This is a genomic window from Bacteroides muris (ex Afrizal et al. 2022) (assembly GCF_004793475.1).
Classification (GTDB): Bacteria; Bacteroidota; Bacteroidia; order Bacteroidales; family Bacteroidaceae; genus Bacteroides; species Bacteroides muris.
This window is the reverse complement of sequence record NZ_SRYZ01000020.1, coordinates 33,888-53,110: the sequence shown is the minus strand read 5'-3', so window position 1 is coordinate 53,110 and position 19,223 is coordinate 33,888. Positions and strand designations below refer to the sequence as shown.

Annotated in this window: 10 protein-coding genes; 2 read left to right on the top strand and 8 right to left on the bottom strand. The window is 43.3% G+C overall.

Going from position 1 to position 19,223, the window contains the following annotated elements; all coding sequences use genetic code 11:
- Positions 1–141: 141 nt before the first annotated feature.
- From gdhA to E5355_RS10300, 7 genes are all read right to left on the bottom strand, one after another.
- Entirely contained in the window at positions 142–1,479 is a 1,338-nt protein-coding gene (gene gdhA, locus E5355_RS10330) for an NADP-specific glutamate dehydrogenase (protein WP_136010301.1), read from the bottom strand.
- 374 nt (positions 1,480–1,853) lie between these two features.
- Positions 1,854–4,001, bottom strand: a complete 2,148-nt coding sequence (locus E5355_RS10325; protein ID WP_136010300.1) for a glycoside hydrolase family 97 protein — start codon at positions 3,999–4,001, stop codon at positions 1,854–1,856.
- A gap of 3 nt (positions 4,002–4,004) precedes the next feature.
- Entirely contained in the window at positions 4,005–5,342 is a 1,338-nt protein-coding gene (locus E5355_RS10320) for an alpha-amylase family glycosyl hydrolase (RefSeq protein WP_136010299.1), read from the bottom strand.
- A gap of 280 nt (positions 5,343–5,622) precedes the next feature.
- On the bottom strand, positions 5,623–6,831 hold the full coding sequence (locus E5355_RS10315) for a hypothetical protein (RefSeq protein ID WP_136010298.1): 1,209 nt from the start codon (positions 6,829–6,831) through the stop codon (positions 5,623–5,625).
- A 22-nt stretch (positions 6,832–6,853) separates the two neighbouring features.
- A complete protein-coding gene (locus E5355_RS10310; RefSeq protein WP_136010297.1) occupies positions 6,854–8,647 on the bottom strand; it encodes a RagB/SusD family nutrient uptake outer membrane protein in 1,794 nt (597 codons plus the stop codon).
- A 32-nt stretch (positions 8,648–8,679) separates the two neighbouring features.
- A complete protein-coding gene (locus E5355_RS10305; RefSeq protein WP_136010296.1) occupies positions 8,680–11,640 on the bottom strand; it encodes a SusC/RagA family TonB-linked outer membrane protein in 2,961 nt (986 codons plus the stop codon).
- A gap of 205 nt (positions 11,641–11,845) precedes the next feature.
- Complete coding sequence (locus E5355_RS10300) at positions 11,846–13,510, bottom strand: DUF6377 domain-containing protein (protein ID WP_136010295.1); 1,665 nt, start codon at positions 13,508–13,510, stop codon at positions 11,846–11,848.
- A 231-nt stretch (positions 13,511–13,741) separates the two neighbouring features.
- Here E5355_RS10300 and E5355_RS10295 point away from each other — a divergent pair, with 231 nt between their 5' ends.
- Both E5355_RS10295 and E5355_RS10290 read left to right on the top strand, forming a co-directional pair.
- Positions 13,742–16,207, top strand: a complete 2,466-nt coding sequence (locus E5355_RS10295) for a glycoside hydrolase family 9 protein (RefSeq protein WP_136010294.1) — start codon at positions 13,742–13,744, stop codon at positions 16,205–16,207.
- A 42-nt stretch (positions 16,208–16,249) separates the two neighbouring features.
- On the top strand, positions 16,250–17,053 hold the full coding sequence (locus E5355_RS10290) for a ThuA domain-containing protein (RefSeq protein ID WP_136010293.1): 804 nt from the start codon (positions 16,250–16,252) through the stop codon (positions 17,051–17,053).
- A gap of 586 nt (positions 17,054–17,639) precedes the next feature.
- Here the strand turns inward: E5355_RS10290 and E5355_RS10285 are convergent.
- Positions 17,640–19,202, bottom strand: coding sequence for a RagB/SusD family nutrient uptake outer membrane protein (locus E5355_RS10285; protein WP_136010292.1), 1,563 nt, complete (start codon positions 19,200–19,202; stop codon positions 17,640–17,642).
- Positions 19,203–19,223: the final 21 nt, after the last annotated feature.

Below are 19,223 nucleotides of genomic sequence, written 5' to 3'. Positions count from 1 at the left end.
GAAAGTTAAGAATAGCACTGCATTATATAAACATGCCATAAGGCCAATTTTCCATTCTCAAAAAAAGTACTGCCCCATACCTTCACAGGCGTAGGGCAGCACAAACCACAAATACAAATACAACTAAACAAAGTTTTTCTCTTAGATAATTCCCTGACCCATCATGGCATGAGCCACCTTCATGAAGCCGGCGATATTCGCTCCTTTCACGTAGTTGATGTAGCCGTCAGGTTCTGTCCCATATTTTACGCATTGAGTATGAATTCCGTGCATGATGGCGTGGAGTTTTTCGTCCACTTCGGCTGCACTCCAGCTGAGGTGCATGGCATTCTGTGACATTTCCAGTCCGCTGGTAGCCACACCGCCTGCATTGACAGCCTTGCCCGGTGCATACATAATCTTGTTTTCAATGAAAAGGTCGATAGCTTCGGGCGTACATCCCATATTGGATATTTCGCCTACACATGTCACCTTGTTGTCAATGAGGCGTTGTGCATCTTCGCCGTTCAGCTCGTTCTGGGTAGCGCAAGGCAGAGCGATGTCCGCTTTCACTTCCCACGGGCGTTTGCCTGCCACGAAAGTAGAGCCGGGGAATTCGTCGGCATACGGTGCCACGATATCATTGCCCGATGACCGAAGTTCCAGCATATAATCTATCTTTTCGCCACTGATGCCATTCGGGTCGTAGATGTAACCGTCGGGACCGGAGATGGTAACCACCTTGGCACCCAGTTCGGTAGCCTTGGTAGCAGCGCCCCAAGCCACGTTTCCGAAACCGGAGATGGCAACGGTCTTGCCCTTGATATCAATACCTTTAGTTTCTAACATCTGGTTCACGAAGTACAAGCCGCCGAATCCTGTTGCTTCAGGACGAATCAACGAACCGCCAAATTCCAGTCCTTTACCGGTAAATGTGCCCGTAAATTCGCGAGTCAGCTTCTTATACATACCGAACATATATCCCACTTCACGACCACCTACGCCAATATCACCGGCAGGCACATCCATATCCGGGCCAAGGTGACGCCATAATTCCAGCATGAAAGCCTGACAGAAGCGCATGATTTCAGCATCGCTCTTTCCGCGCGGAGAGAAGTCGGAACCACCCTTACCGCCACCCATAGGCAATGTAGTCAAAGCATTCTTGAAAGTCTGCTCAAAGCCCAAGAACTTGAGGATGGAGAGATTTACGGAAGCATGGAAACGAATGCCACCTTTGTACGGGCCAATGGCATTGTTGAACTGTACACGATAGCCAAGGTTCGTCTGAACTTCACCCTTATCATCCACCCACGTAACGCGGAAAGTAAAGATACGGTCAGGTTCGACCAGACGTTCTATAATTTTTGCTTTCTCGAACTCAGGATGTTGGTTATAGATATCTTCGATGGAAAGAAGAACTTCCTTTACGGCTTGAAGATATTCAGACTCGCCGGGGTGCTTTGCCTCTAAAGAGGCCATGATACGTTCGATATTCATAATATTACGTTTTAAAGGTTATTACCTTGTTAACTAAACGTTATTCAAGCAAAGTGTCAACGAATAACACCGCAAATATAGGAAAACTTTTCAAAATAGCTAAACTTTACGGTTAGATTTTGATTAAAGAATGATAAAATGTCACTCCGGCATCCTCTATTCATACCTAAACGGTCTATTCTTCTCGTACTCTGTCTACAGTTCGCTATAATGGTATAAATATAGAAGAATTGCAATAAAGGAAACAAGAGATAAAGAATAATTTACGAGAAAAGACACAATCCTCACGGACTATGCCTTTCCAATTGCTAACTTTAATTCTTAAATACTTGTATTAAATCTGCAACATAACAATTACTTTGCACGGACAATCTTCATAATTTCTTCAATCCTTTTACCTCTTCTTTTGTTGCTTCTCGAACACTGATAGCCACCCCTCCACTACTTGCCAAGGGTTGACGCAGCACACTCTTTGACGTTACTATGCCACGACGGATGTCATAGCTCTGCGGATTATCTTTCCAGTCTGCATCCCGACCATCTGCATAAACGGTAACAACATATTTCCTTCCTTCGGGTAAGAAAGAGAAAGGAATAGTTGCCGTACGGGGATGTTCGTCGGTAATAGCACCTATATACCACTCTTGTTTTCCTTTGGCTTGACGAGCCACCGTGATATAATCACCCGGTTCGGCTTCCAGATACCAAGAATTGCTCCAATCCACCGCTACATCCTTAATAAATTGAAACGCATCGGGAAAACGGCGATAATTGTCCGGAAGGTCTGCTGCCATCTGTAACGGAGAGGGCATCGTTACATATAGAGCTAATTGTTTTACCAATGTAGTACCCGCCTGACCTTTAGGTTTCGAACCATTATAATACGAAAGTTTTGTCTGGAAAATACCAGGAGTGTAATCCATCGGACCACCCTTCAACCGAGTAAACGGCAAAATACAAGTATGATCCGGATCATTGCCCCCCATAGATTCAAACTCACCACCACGGGCAGATTCTTGCGCTACCCAGTTGGGCCAGGTCCGGCACAAGCCGGTGGGACGAACAGCCTCGTGACTATCTACCATAATCTTATAATCAGCAGCACGCTTCACCACATGTATATAATGATTGTTCATCCATTGTGAGGAATGATATTCACTACGGGGAATAATTGAGCCCACATATCCGGTCTTTACAGAATTATAGCCATTATCTACCATAAATTGAAAGGCTACATCCAGCTGCCGCTCATAATCGGCAGCATTAGCAGCCGTCTCATGATGCATGATAATCTTTACCCCCTTTGATTTGGCATAGGCATGCAGTGCCGCAACATCAAAGTCCGGATAAGGTTTGTCAAAAAGGAACTGACGGTCCTTACGATAGGATGCCCAATCTTCCCAACCTTCATTCCAGCCCTCAACCAATACCGCATCAATACCATTCTCCGCCGCAAAGTCTATGTACTCTCTCACATGTTCAGTATTGGCCGGATGATGTCCATTAGGAGTTAACTTTGAATAGTCGGTTATGCCGGGTTTAGCCTTATAATAGTCACTATACGCCCATGTACCTCCTCCACCAGTAAACATCTCCCACCAGACACCGATAAATTTCTGTGGCTTAATCCAAGAAGTATCTTCCAGCTTACAAGGTTCATTCAGATTAAGAATCAACTGGGAAGCAAGGATGTTACGTGCATCGTCACTAACCATAATTGTACGCCACGGGGTATGCAACGGTAATTGCAGATATCCTTTCTTTCCTAATTTATCGGGGGTAAGATGAGCAGAGAAGTTAAACTCTTTATCATCCACATTCAGCAACATGGCAGAATAATCCACCAAGGCAGCTTCATGAATATTGATATAAAGTCCTTCGATAGTCTTTATCATAAGAGGTGTTTGTACTGTGAATGAAGTCGCTTTAGCTTCATATCCTTTTTTACGTAGATTACGTTCCATAGCTTCGCGCACTTCGGAAATGGCCGCAGTAGTATAGGCAAACTCATTCGTATCATAATCACCGGGAATGCAATAGAGTGTATGATTACCGGTCAGATTGAATTCCGTCAGTTCGTCTTTTACCGTCAGATAATTCATGGTTTTCTGCTCCGGCAACTCATAACGGAATCCGAGTCCATCGTCAAACAATCGAAAACGTACAATCATCGTACGGTCGTGCTTTGCCGGTTGTGAGAGAGTGACAGTAAGTTCATTGTAATGGTTACGGACTTTTTCATACTCTCCCCATACAGGCATCCAGGTTTCATCAAAAGTAGAATTTGTTGCATCAAGAATCCGGAAACCATTTGACAAATCCGCTTCTTCCATAAGTATTCCCAAGGCAGAAGGTTCTACAACCGTCTCTCCTTTGTAATATAAGCTATAGACCGGCACACCCTCGGAATCAAGCACCACATTGAGTTTCAGATTCCCATTGGGAGATAACAATTCGTGTGCCATAGTCACACAAGCAATTCCCAGAAATACAACTGTTAATAATACATGTTTCATATACATCCGTTATTGTTGATATATAAAATATTGATAAGGTTCCATCGTCATTACTGTAGGCAACTTCACATCCACACCGGCAATCACATCGGTCATGGTCTTGCCAGCATGCTCCATAGGTACTTTCAGTTGTACAGACTCATTGGCGGTATTCACCATGACCAACATGCCATGACTGCCTGCTGCCCGATAAAATGAAGCGACATCTCCGGTAGTATAAACTTCCAGTTCACCACCACGTACACTGCTCGTAGCTTTATAGGCTCTGATGATTTCTGCCATCTCTTGCGCAAAGGCTTCATTGGACTTCAAGTCTATAACTCCGTAATTGAAAAAGTTAAGTGACTGCGGATAGGCTGCTTCCTGCGAACTATAAATAAGAGGTATCCCCTCGAGCATGGTCGCCAATACAAAAGCAGACATGGCACCACGCTCACCGCCATAACATTCTATCGGTGAAGCCTCACTTGCCTGGTCATGATTAGTAGAATAGCGTAACCGTAACGTACCCTCCGGCATTCCCTCCGATTCGGAAATATTCATAGCATAAAGGTCAGCAAGTGAGCATTTACCGGCATAATAGTCTTTCAGTCTACTATGGAAGTTCCAGCCGTAGAGCAGGTTGAAACCATTGTTCATTAAAGACGTTTTTCCGCCTTCGGCAAGCATCAGCAGATTATTATCAAGTGTACGAAGCTCGGCGATTGCTTTCTTCCAGAAAGTATCTGGTACCCCCTCGGCATAATCACAACGGTATCCGTCAATACCAATTTCTGTTACCCAATACTTCATGGCATCAATCATGGCTTGCTGCATGGTTTCGTTGTCGAAGTTCAAGTCGGCAACATCCGCCCAGGGCTGTTCTTGAGGTTGCACCACATTGCCATTTGCATCCTGCGTATACCAATCCGGATGCTCAGTAACCCAAGCATTGTCCCACGAAGTATGGTTGGCAACCCAGTCGAGAATCACTTTCATTCCTTTGGCATGGGCAGCATCTACCAGCTCTTTCAAGTCTTTTTTTGTTCCGTAACGTGTATTCAGCTTTTTATAATCCTTTATACAATAAGGTGAATTCACACTTTTCAGTACTCCCGGCTCATTTACAGGCATCAGCCAAAGAATGGTAGTTCCCAAACTCTGAATACGACCAAGATCTGCTTTGATGGCAGAGAACGCATTTTCTTCGGCAAAGATGCGGGGATTTGCCTCATAAATCACCATATCCGAAGCCATGTATTCTTCCTGCGGAACGAAAACCGACTCCATGTCATTCTGACTATCACTACACCCCATACAAGAATGTAGCATCGTAAAGAGCAGTGTCGCAATTATTACTTTTTTCATATTTCTACTTTTTATCTATACCTATACTCATTGGCGGAACTGATATCTGCAAAAGGAAAAACCAAACTCTCCAGTGATGGACATTGGCAAAAAAGATACTAAGACTTAGTACTAAAAATCCCGGAAGCCAATACTAAAAAACAGAAGAGCTAAGAGACAACTCCTTCCCAAGGCTTGGTTTTTCTATCCCAAGGCTTGGGATAGAAAAACCAAGCCTTGGGACATATATCCGCAAGATTGAAAAGAGATATCCTATCCCCAATCTCATTCTGCCAATAGGTCATTTAACATCTTTATTACTATACAAAACTCGTTTCAAGTAATTATTCTGATTAGAAACAAAAGCCACTTCAGATTCCGGTTCAGAATCTCCGTCCGGATTGTCAGGGTCAATCTCCTCACCAGCTATGTCCGTAATACGGAAATAATAATCTCGATCAAGCGTCACTGCTGCGAGGTCAAATTGTGAGCCTCCATTGTTATTATTCATTATCAGATTGTAAGTCAATCCCTTATTTGCTTCACCTGTATCGTAATAATTATACGTGACACCTTTTATCTCAACACTACCGGTTGGTAATATTCCTGGCCAACTGCCAAAGAGTTCCGGTATATCATTTCCCCACGCATATATGGTTGTTTCTGCCCATCCGGACTGGTCTTCAATAAATATGGCATAACCATCATGGATGACCACTGCATCCGGATCTATTTCCGTCCAACCGCTTTCTGTGATTTCCAAATATATGTCACGGTCAAGAGTAAAGTTCTGTGGTCCATCAAATTGTGAACCTACTCCATTATCGTTAAATATCAAATTGTAAACCAATCCCTTATTTGCTTCACCTGTATCGAAGTATTTATAGGTAATTCCTTTTATCTCAACGCTACCAGTAGGTGAAATACCGGGCCAACCTCCAAAAAGTTCCGGCAAATCATTTCCCCACGCATAAAGTGTCAGTGCATCCCAACCTGTATTGTCCATCACGAACACAGCATAACCGTCATGGGTCACTTCACTTGGGTCTTCCGGCTCCTCAAAATAAGCATTCCAGCGGGTTACCGTTATATCAGTGCGAGTACCTACCTTAGCCGAAATTTGATGTAAAACATCCCCATTCTGCAAAGTACGCTCTATGCCTTGTGTCTTAGAAACGAAATAAAAGCCATCGGCAAGTGTCTTTCCATTAACAAAATCTTCCGGATAGAGGTATATGCCCCATTTAACATCATTGTTTGCAGCTTTCTCCATCTGCCACTTAAGGTCTCCGGAAGCAGCATCCTGACCTCCATTGAAATCGCCTGCAATATAAATTATTTCATCGGCACCAGTTCCTTGGGGCATAATCACCTCCAGCAAGATAGCATCGCTACGAAGTTCAAATTGCGGCAACTCATGGTCAAACACAATTTCCTCCTTGTCACAACTACTGATGAAAGCTACAAAAAGCAACAAAAGCCATAGCGGATTACATATATATTTTTTCATTGTTACTATTATTATAGGATGATTAATAATTAGGATTCTGTACCAGTCCCGGATTTACCATAAGGGCAGACTGGGGCAAGGGATACCACTCGTATTTGCGGTCACGTTTAGCCGGATAGCTTAAACCATCGTCCGTGGCACGGCCAAAGAACCACCATTGTCCTTGCGTAAACTTATCGAAACGACGCAAGTCTGTACGACGACGGCGCCCCTCTCCCAAGAATTCAAGTCCCCATTCACTCAACATCCAATCCATATCAAAGGATGCAAAACCGGGACCGGGCTGTTCGAGAGCCGACTTATCTGTAAAATAGCGTGTTTTTACTTTATATACCAGTTCTTTAGCGCCTTCCGCATCACCTGCACGCATTTTACATTCAGCAAGAGTATAGACCACTTCACTCAAACGGAATTCCACCTCATCGATGTTTTGGAAATCAATGCCTGCACTCTCCGGATAAACCGGATATCTTACCAAACGGACACCTGAATTCGTTTCACCCCAGCGAGGTGACATGACAGTCTCCAGATTACGTCCTAAATTAAGGAATGTACCCACCTGGTCCACATAAACCAAATCCTGACCGTCACGATCGGCATCTGCTTTCAAAGCTGCACCCTTACCATAGTTGGCTTTAATAGCCCCTTTCAAGAAAATGCCTTGATAATTTCCTGTTGTTTCATTATACACATAGTTCTGCTTACGGATATCTTTATCGTGGAAACGTTCATAAACTGCTCCTAACTTATCACCGTAGTCGGTAAGAAAGCTCTTAGGATTGTCAGTACCACCATACGGCTGTACATTTCCAGAATTATCCCATGAAGGTGCCAAGCATACACAATTCCATCCGCTCTGGCTGTATGTACCTCCAAAGTAATCCCAACAATTGTAAGGCATGAAAGGCATGTTACGCATCCAACCGGTATTGACCTGACCGACTTCCATCGCCAATGCCATTACAACTTCCGGACATTCTACATTGTTTATCGAATAAATATCACGATAGTCATCGGTAATGCTGTAAGTACCATAATCGCCATTCAGAATATTTTGGCAAAGAGTGGCACACTCATTATAACTGTTTTGTTTGATAAACACCTCAGAATTCAGCAACAAGCGCATCTTAATCATACGATTGGCAGCTTGGTTCATGCGGTTGCGAGTCTTTCCAGAACCATCTTCTTTCATAAGATCTGTAACTGACTCATCTAATTCCTGACTGATAAAATCGTAGATAATCTTGCACCCCTTATCAAAATCAGTATCTGCAGAACCAGGGATTTCCGCACCCGAAGAAATGTTCAAGGGAAGTGCTCCACCCCAAATCTCAAAGATATTGTAGTATGCCCAAGCACGCAGGGTACGTACTTCGGCAATATAACTATTCAAAGCATCCTCAGTCATGCGTATAGATGCGGGGCTGATTGCCTGCAAATCTGTAATAAGCGTATTGCAAAGCCCAATAGTGGTCCACGCATTCTCCCAAGTTTGGCGAATAATGGTTGATTCTGACGTCCAGGTATGTGAAGACAAAGCAAACTTCAATGCCTCATCCCATCCCCAAAGTCCACCGTTCCAACTGCGCCATGCCACCTGGTCGGCAGAAAACTCCTGCAAATACCAGAAGTATTCCAAATAACTATATGCAGCTTTCGAATAGATGGCTGCCACTGCCCCCTGAACACTCGTCTCATCTTGATAATAAATTCCGGCATCCACACGGTCGAACACTTCCTCGTCCAAATTAGTACAAGAGAAAAGTGAACATGACATAATCATCGCCAATAACCAACGACATTTTATATATTTCATATCTTTCATATTTTTAATAATTTGTTTCTCATTTATTTAAAGCGAAGAGTCACACCTAAACTCAATTGAGTTGCTGTAGGATAAGCACTATTACTATCTACTCCCGGTTGGATACCATTCACATCTATAATTGAAGGGTCATTGCCAGAGTATCCAGTCAAGGTAAACAGATTCTTGGCAGACAGATATATGCGCATATTATCCAGTAACTTACGGTTCTTAGGAGTAAAATTATATCCCAAGGTTACATTTTCCAGTTTTATGAAGCTGCCATCCTCCAGGAAATAGGAAGATATTACTCCACCACCAGTACGAATATTCTTATCTTCCAGATACGCAGAGCGAAGAACATTATCTGTACCACATCCCTGAAGCCCCATACCATATTTACGCATGTTGAATACATCAAAGCCGAATGTACCGCGGAAGAATACACTCAAATCAAAGTTTTTCCAAGTCAGGTTGTTACTCCAAGACAAGAAGTGCTTGGGAGCACCATTGCCAATATAACGTTTATACTTGGCATCAGCCTGAGAAATCGGTATTTGCTCATCTTTGTCATTCAAAATAAGCATATTGCCATTTTCGTCAACACCTGCATATTCATAACCGTAGAACTGCCCTATCTCTCCCCCTTCCTGCACACGGAAGAAATATTCGCTGGAACCAGTACCCGGTTTTAAATAAAGGTCAAGATAAGATGCCTTGTAAATATCGTTAGAAAGTTTGGTCAACTTAGTCTTTCCATAAGAATAATTGATTCCGCTCGTCCACTTCACTGCTGTCTTAGTAAGGATATCACCATCCAAAGATACTTCTATACCGGTATTTTTCGTTGTTCCAACGTTAACCAAAATAGTGGAATAGACAAAAGGCGGTTGAGGTGCCGTGTACGTATAAAGCAAGTCTTTAGAACTACGGTCAAAATACTCCACTGAACCACGTAAACGATTCCATAGAACAAAGTCAACACCCAAATTAATCGCAACGCTCTTTTCCCAAGCCAAATCCGGATTAGCATTACTGGAGGGAGCATAGCCCGTTACCCAATGCCCGTCAAAAAGATAACTGCCATTGGTATTGTAAGTAGAAAGTGATTTATAAGCATCAAAATCCGAACGACCGGTAATACCGAAAGAAACACGTGGTTTCAAACTAGTCAATACTTTCCGGGTATTCTTCATAAAACCCATCTCCATCATTTCCCAAGCCAAAGAGGCTGCTGGGAAGTACCCCCACTTTTGGTTAGTACCAAATTTGGAAGAGCCTTCATAGCGCAACGAAGCCGATGCAAAAAGCATATCCTTCCAATTATAGTTCAACCGACCAAAGAAACCAATAAGTGTCGATTCAGAGCGACCACTATATAAACTTGCCAAACCATCCTTCAGATAAGAGCCACTGCCCAAATCCCAATATTTCGTATTATCAAAAGAGAAGTCGTTGTTACTACCACCAATCTGTTCCCAGATAGAATTCTCATAAGTATAGCCCACTACAGCCTTAATATTGTGGTCGCCCAAGTTCAGTGCATAATTGCCCAACCACTCCAATCGATTGGTATACCATTTCTGATACTTCATTTCCGCACGTCCTTTATAACCATTCCAATAGGACTCCGAACCAGCAGACGAAGCATAATATTGTTGCTTCATGTCATTGTAATGCAATGAGTAACTTAATGTTGTATTCAACAAATGCTTTTCTGTCTGCAAAATATTCAGTTTTGCCTCAGCCGTGCCCAACAAATACATACGCTGACCGTTGTTATCTCTCAAAGCAAGCTCCGCAACCGGATTGGTTGCACCCGTAGGAGAAGTAGGCTGATAATACGAACCGTCTGCATTATATACCGGCATTGTAGGATTCATTGTGAGTGCCCTATCGAAGAAACCATCATTTCCCCAGGTTTCATTTACACGACGTGCACTCAACGAACCGTTGAATTGTAAGCGATTCTCCAGTACACGCTGTTCCATAGAAAAACGACCTCCAAATTCTTCACGACCACTCACGATGTCAAGTCCATTGGCACTTTTGTAATTGAAGGAAGCACCATAGAAACCATTCTTTGTGCTACCATCAATAGATATATATTGGTTTGTGTCGTATGCTACATCACGAGTAATCAATCCATACCAGTCAGTATCGGCTCCATAGTCTGTACCTCGTCTCGAACGTCGGAATTCATCAGCCGACAGAATATCCGGAGAGGGCTTGGCTACATTAAAAGCGATGTAACTGTCATATGTGACTACCGTTTTTCCAGCTTCACCCGAGCCACGTTTCGTTGTAACTAAAATCACACCATTAGCACCTCGCGTTCCGTAAATAGCAGCTGAACCCGCATCTTTCAATACCGTAATAGATTCAATATCCTGTGCAGCGATGTTACGGATATCGCCACCTGCCACACCATCTATGACAACCAAAGGACTATTACTTGCAGAAACAGATGTTGCACCACGCACTTGTAATGAAGAACTGGAGTTAGGATTGGCAGCTGCCTGCGTATTGACATTCAAGCCCGCGACTTTTCCCGATACCATTTCCATCGGATTATTCATAGCCCCCAAATTAAAATTTTTCTTATCCACTTGTACAATGGAACTGGAAACTTCTTTTTTACTCAATGAACCGTAACCCACTACTACAACTTCTTCCAACACCTGCTGGTCATCATGCAAGACAACATCAATCTTGTTTCTACCGGATACGTTCAGTTCCTGCGTTTGGTAACCTACATAAGAAAAAATAAGTATTGCATCAGGATTGACATTCAACAACACATAGTTACCGTCAATGTCAGTTATCACCCCCGAAGTTGTACCCTTTACCAATACACTTGCACCGATAAGACCTTCACCCGTTGCATCGGTCACCTTTCCTTGTACCTGAAGTTGTTGCGCAACAGCAACACCAGTCATCATAAGAAAACCCAGTAAAAGGATCATGCGCTTTTTAAGGCATCTCTTTAGACTTTTCTTTTTCATCTTATTAGAAATTAGTTAAACAATAAATAGATTGATGCAAATGTATTATCAAAACAAACGCACGATTTGGGCTGAGATAAAAATCTAAAGTCCTGCAACAGGCAATCAACTATAAAACAACGCATTACAAAATGCTATTGCTACTAATTTCTAAATCATTTCTAAACTTTTTAAGGCAGAAGAAAGCCTCAAAAGGAGGATAAAATCAAAAAGAAGTTATTTTCATCACTCGTTCTTCAAAGTCCTCTTTACAAAGAGACTTGTTTTTTAGCTTGGAACGATAAGTATAGATGGTAGTTATGGAATAACGCAAAAATTCTGCAATACGCGCACTGTCTGTAATACCTAAACGAATCAGTGCAAATATGCGCAGTTCGGTAACAAGCAATTCTTCATTTTTAGGATGCAATTGTTCTTCAACTGGCAACAAACGATTAAATTCTTCTACAAAGTTAGGGAATATCTTAAGAAAAGATACATCGAAATTGTGATAGAACTCTTTCAACTCTTGATTTATGAAACGGTCGGACTTCAATGTACGATATAACTCCTCAAGTTTACCGGCAGCAGCCTGCTTGTTCAACATGCGGCGATATTCTTCCATCTTACTTATATAAGAGGAACTTAAACTGAGGAAACGTCCCAAATACTCTTCCTTAATATGATTGGCTTCCGTAAGAGTCTGATTAGTATGCAATAATCGTTCATTAGCCTCATGTTGAAAATTGTTCAGCTTCTTCAATTCACTATTCAATATACTCAATTGAGAATTGGCAGCAACAACTTTTTTACGGGCATAAGACAATTTTTTCATTTGCCATAGCACACACAGTACTGTCAATAGAAGGAAAACAGAAAGGATACATATGCCTGTAATAAACATTCTCTGCCGCTGTTGCTGTATTTCCTTTTCTTGCTGATAAGCACGATCTATGAGCGGAAGCATCTTGGAAGTCTGCGAACTACGCAACCGAGTGGTATAATAATTAGCATCTTCCATACTAATCTTAATATAGTGATTAGCACGTTCCAAATCGCCCATTCCATAAAGTAATTCCGCCAATGCGCACAAAGAATAATTTTCTTTCACCACTGCCCTAATGTCAGCAATGGCACTGCTAATACGTACTTCCATTTCTTTTTGCTTGTTCCCCACGACATGATAAGCAAAAGCCAGAATTGAAGTAGCTACTGCATACTCACGCGTATTGGATTTCAACCGAGGTAAAAAATTCTTCAATAAACATATAGCCTCCTGACTTTTTCCCTGGTCAATGAGCTGGGGTGCATGCACGACTACATATCTATAAGTATCTTCCGGTACTAGGCTGATTATAGAATCCCTATACAAATTTGCTATCCGAAGATAATTGTTCACGTAGTTCCGATCAGTGGCATACTCTGCCTGATAGAGATATAGGTTTTCAAAACAGACATAATAGTCCACTATATTTTCACCCTCCAACGTGTTACGAGGAAGCGATTTCAGTAATTCCATTGCTTCAACAAAAAGGCCCGAAGTATTTAGAATATGTACTTTATTTAATATAGAACTATTTATCCATTGCCTATTATTTAGTCGTGTGGCAATAAGAATATTTTCATTTATATAATGTAATGCAGAATCACTGATATAAGAATTATATTCGGCAAAAAGACGATTTTGTATCAGATAACGTTCCATGTCAGTAAGCTTCCCTTGATTCAACTCATCCTTTATCAAAGAGATATACCGTTCTTTTTCTTCCTCGTATTGTCTACGCATCACGATAGTCTTATCCAGAACAGACAAAAGGCTATCTATTACAGATGCATACACACCAAGCGAACATGGCAACAGCATTATTATTAAAATCAAGATACGCATCATAGATTAACATTGTGACATAACTTCGCAAAGTTACAATTTTCTTCTGTTATGAAAATACGATTTTAGTATTTTCTTTGGCATTATAAGTCGTACATCATAGGGATTGTACATCTACCGAAATTCATATTTCCTCTACTTCAGATAGTTTTTAAAGCTTTTATGACAGTTTTCAAACCTTGTTTTGCCTAATAATGGCTAACATTGCAACCGAAACCAAAGGTTGACATCAACATGAGAAAGACATTATTATTTTTATACCTTTTATCTCTCGGCAGTATTACCGCATACGGTCAGACACGTTTGACCCAAGACCCCAAACTGGAACGGCAACTCCACGAAAGCGGACTGATACATCAACCCCTACCCTTGGATATTGAAAACTCTTTCGAAGCCAACGGCTGGAAAAAGGAGGTCCTGCAAAGCGCTCCCCTCACCTGCTCGGCAGGTACAGAGGGATGGAGTCATTCCGGCGCAGGAAGCATGTCCTTCAGTACGGAAAAGAGCATTTCCGGAAAAGGCAGCATCAAGCTGCAATTCCCTACCTCTACCGGAAAAAGAGCGACCGGATCTCCTTCCGACCCCGACTATGCCACCTATGGAAACAGCAGTGTCACCTACCATCTGGATGGTGCCAATCTGGAGAAGTACAACCGCATTGTATTCTCCATCTACCCCGACTGCGACGGGGCACGTATCGTCAACATGAACCTCACATTCCATAATGCAGATACTCCTGCCAAGAAAGGGTACAATCCACCTTCGGGTTCGCATCTTATCAACCTTGTCAACAAGGAGTGGAACCAATGTTTCCTCGAAATAGACGAGTATCAACGCGATAAAGTAATGTCCATAAGCTTCAGCACAGCCCTCAAAGGCAAGGACCGGACAACGGGAGATTCAGCAACCTACTACTTAGACAACCTCCAGTTGCAAACAGTGAAAGCCCCCGAGAAAGTCAGCGGATGGATACCCGCCGATGGAAAAATCTCCTATTCGACAACCGGCTATGCCATCAATCACCCTAAAACCGCCCTTATCAACACAAACGTCACCATAGATGCCGGTAAACGCTTCCAACTGCTTACCACGGACGGAAAAGTGGCTTACGAAGGAGACATCCGGGAAGAGACAACCACCCTCGGACGATTCGGTCTCATCGACTTCACCTCCTTCGACCTTCCCGGAGAGTATCGGCTGAAAGCCGGCAATTCATTGACCCCTGCCTTTCGGATTGGAGAACGGCTTTGGGAAGATTCACAATGGAAAGTGCTGAATTTCATCTTTTGCCAACGCTGCGGGCATCCGGTTCCCGGCAAGCATGCCTCCTGCCACGCAGACTTGATGTCCCGGCATGACGGACGCAGTATCTCCTACTCCGGTGGATGGCACGATGCGGGCGATTTGTCCCAGCAGACCCTGCAGACGGGAGATGTGGCTTTTGCCCTGCTCGAAGCCTATAATAAACAAAGAAACATCAATCCCGCCCTCGCCGCCCGCCTGCGTGAAGAAGCGGAATGGGGAATAGAGTTTATCCTAAAGAACCGCTACGGTGATGGCTATCGTGCCAGCAGCATGGGATTGCTAATTTGGCAGGACGGTGTGTTCAACACACTGGATGACATCTCTTCCGTACGTGTACAGAACATGGCATTCGACAACTTCCTCTATGCCGGATACGAAGCTTACGCCGCCATGACGCTGGACAACGACCCGATGCTACAGGAATATCTGCTGCGCGTGGCCGAAGAAGATTTCGCTTTTGCCATGGAGAAGTTCAAAAAAGACGGCTTCGACAAGTTCATCCAGCCTTACGAACACAGCTACAATACTTCGAAAAGCCAGTACATGGCTACCATCTCCTGGTCGGCAAGCCAATTATACAAGCTGACCGGAAATCCTTCTTATGCGGACATCGCCACCGAATACATCCGCTACACCCTCGACTGCCAGCGTACGGAACCGCTGAAAGACAAAGACAAGACACGCGGATTCTTCTACCGGGACAAATCCCGCAAATCCATCGTACATTACATACACCAGTCGCGCGAGCAGGTCTATATGCAGGCCATGGTGATGCTTTGCGAAACCCAGAAGGAACACCCCGATTACCCCAAATGGGTGAATTCCATACAACTATATGGAGACTATCTGAAAGGAATAATGAAGTATACCCATCCCTACGGCATGATTCCAAGCGGTGTTTACCATGCGGAGGAATATAAAGATACCACCAACTTCTACGCCCTCCATCTGTTTCCGCCTGCCAATGCCAAGGAACTGTATGCGGAACAGATTAAACAAGGAGTGCAATTGGACAAGGAGCACTACATGAAACGCTTTCCCGTGTGGTTCAACATCTTCAACGGAAATACCGCCATCCATCTTTCCAACGGAAAGTCTGCCGCCATCTGCGGAAACTTCCTAAAGGACAAGGAATTGCTCGACATCGGTCTGGAACAGTTGTACTGGACCGTAGGCAAGAATCCTTTCGGACAATCCTTGATTTATGGAGAAGGACACAACTATCCGCAACTGAACACCTTCTCTTCGGGCGAAATGACAGGAGAGATGCCCGTCGGTATCCGTACCCTGGGCAACGACGATGTCCCCTACTGGCCGCAAACCAACAATGCTTGTTATAAAGAGGTATGGGTTACCTCGGCAGGCAAATGGCTGTCTCTGATTGCGGAATATTAGATAATGGAGAATTAATAACTTATAAATTATAAATTACAAATTATGAAACATCTGTTTATTTTATTGTTTACGGCTTGCACCCTGCTGACGTACGCACAAGTCCCCGAAGGTTATCCGGCAAACTATGCCAAAGCTCCTCGCTTCAAGGCCTTGATTTATTACACGCAACATGCGGAAGAAGCACACGTACAATTTGCAGAACAAGCAACCACTTTCTTCAAGAAGCTCAATTACGGTGACGGCTTTGTTCTGGATATTACTACCGATTTTTCAAAATACCCATACGAGAAACTGAAAGAATACAATGTCATTATCATGCTTAACACATCCCCCAACACCAAGGCCGAACGCGATGCTTTTGAGCAATACATGGAAAACGGAGGCGGTTGGATAGGCTTCCACGCAGCTGCCTACAACGACAAAAACACGCATTGGCCCTGGTTCGTTAAGTTTCTTGGTGGTGGGGTGTTCTATTGCAACAACTGGCCTCCCCAGCCGGTATTGGTCGAAGTCGACAACGAAGAACATCCCGTTACCAAGAACCTGCCTGCATCGTTTGTGGCTCCTGCCAGCGAATGGTACCAATGGACTCCCAGTCCCCGCCAGAACAAAAACGTAGAGGTGCTCTTGTCTCTATCTACCAAGAACTATCCACTGGGTATCAAGGATGTAGTGAATTTTGGCGACTTCCCCATCGTATGGTCCAACAAGAATTACAGAATGATTTACCTGAATATGGGGCATGGTGACGAAGAGTTTATCGACGGTACACAGAACCTGCTACTGGTAAATGCTTTCCGCTGGGTAGTGAGCAAAGACAAGAATGGTGACCCGTTCCTCAAATGAAACAGTTCCCATAACAGTAATCAAAAGAATAAAATAGGATAGTATTCTTCAAATCTTCTCCAAAATATAACACTTTTATGTCGAAACAGATACTTTTCGAAGGAAAAGATATCTGTTTCGGTTGTTTTAAGTAAATACCCTTGCTAGTCCCGACAAGTTGGAATGATAGTTTCCCATAGTCGAAACCAAGAGTTTTAACCTTTGAAACGAATGGTTTCATCGCAAGGAACTTTTGGTTTTGCTTGTTGAAACCAATAGTCTTACTCGTCAAAACTTTCCGTATTTAATCTTGAAACTAAAAGTTTCATACTGAGAACTAAGATTATAACTATTTCAACGACCCACGAAACAAGTATGCATACCATCTTTTATAAAAGTTGGAAAGCGTGATGGATGGTTGTAGTGTTTTTTATCCATCACGCTTTAATCAACTTATAATCAAAAAGAATAATCTCTTCGCGTAACAGCATGACAGATGTTTTGCCGAAATAAACTCTGTGAAAGATACCACCACTGCCCACATATAAAAATCCCAGTATTCCCAAAGGAAATACCGGGACTCTTCAGAAAGAAAACCAATCTAAACTTATAACCAGCCTGGGTTCTGCGTCAAACCGCCTTTAGCCCTATCCATTTCCGACTGGTCAATTGGAAAATACCTGAACTTCTCCGTCCAACCTTTGTTACCTAAAATCTCTGTTCCTTTATCGAAACGCAGAATATCAAACCAACGCTGCATTTCATCCATAAACTCATACCCACGCTCTTCAAAAAGAATATCCAACAACTCCTGCTTGCTCTTTCCGGACAAATTGATACGATGCTCTTTGTCTTTGAAAGCGCGATCTCTGACTTGGTCGAACCAACCTTGCGCATCGGCACTGGCAGTTCCGTTGATGCGCACATCAAGCTCCACAGCCAGCAGCAAAACATCAGCATACCGGTAAATACGCCAAGAATTATAATAGTTATCCGTAGGATTCACCGTAGACGTCGTCTCCTTTCTCGGATGAATCTTATAGTGCCCCAGACCTTCGTAATTTTCCTGCTGGTCACTGACTTGGAAAACACTTCCTGCCGGTAGTTCACCTTTGGCCACCATTTCTGCCACTTTCTTAGCCTCGTCCGCATAGACAATGACTGTTCCCTCGCGGCGCGTATCGCCTTCCTTAAACATATTGTAAACAGTACTCGGCATAGTGTTCTGCCCATAACCTTCGCCCAATCCGCCCTGCTCGGCACTTCTCGGGTCAACAATGTTACGACCACCCAAAGAACGTGCAAGACCAAACCCTTCACCGGAGTTATTACCAGCATAACATACCTCAAAGACAGATTCCGCACACCATTCTCCATCTTTCACCCATAAGTTCTGATAATCAGGGTTCAACTGGTATCTTCCACTAGTGATTATTTCTTTCATGTCATTCAATGCCACCTGATATTTAGTCTCATCACGATGGAACAAAATAATTTTGGCACGAAGCAGCTTGGCAGCATCCCGGCAAACGCGTCCCTGCTGTGTAGCACTGCGCTGGGGCAGATACTTAGTCACTTCGTCATCCAAGTCACCCATCATAAACTCATAAATTTCTTCACGGGTTCCTTTGGCAACGCTATACATTTCACTGGCTGCCAGATAATGTTTGATAAGCGGGAATTGCTCATACCCCATAAACAGATGGTAATAGAAAATGGCACGGTAAAAGCGCGCTTCGGCAGAAATTGAATTGACAAAGTCTGCACTGAGATTGCATCCGGCCAATTTGTCAATCAACAGATTGGCAGCAATGACTCCATTGAACAAGCCAAAATCCCACTCATTCCACCAAGAACCATATCCCCATGCACCAAAACAAGAAGTCGCGTCATAGGTAAAAGTATCCCATTTCGTCTTGTAAGACCCCTCACCGATACCACCACCAGTTTCGGACTCATCACCCAGCAAAGAAGAGTAAGACCAAACCTCCGGCATACGGGTCTGCATTTCATTTATCACGGCATACAAGCCCTTCATCATATCCTCTTCCGTCTTGTAAAATTCAGTTTCCGACACCTGAGTTCTTGGATTCACTTCCAGAAAATCTGAACAAGCTGTGGTCGACAAAGCCATCGCACCCAAAGCCAATACCTTTAATATCTTATTCATTGTATCTATTTTTTAGGTCGT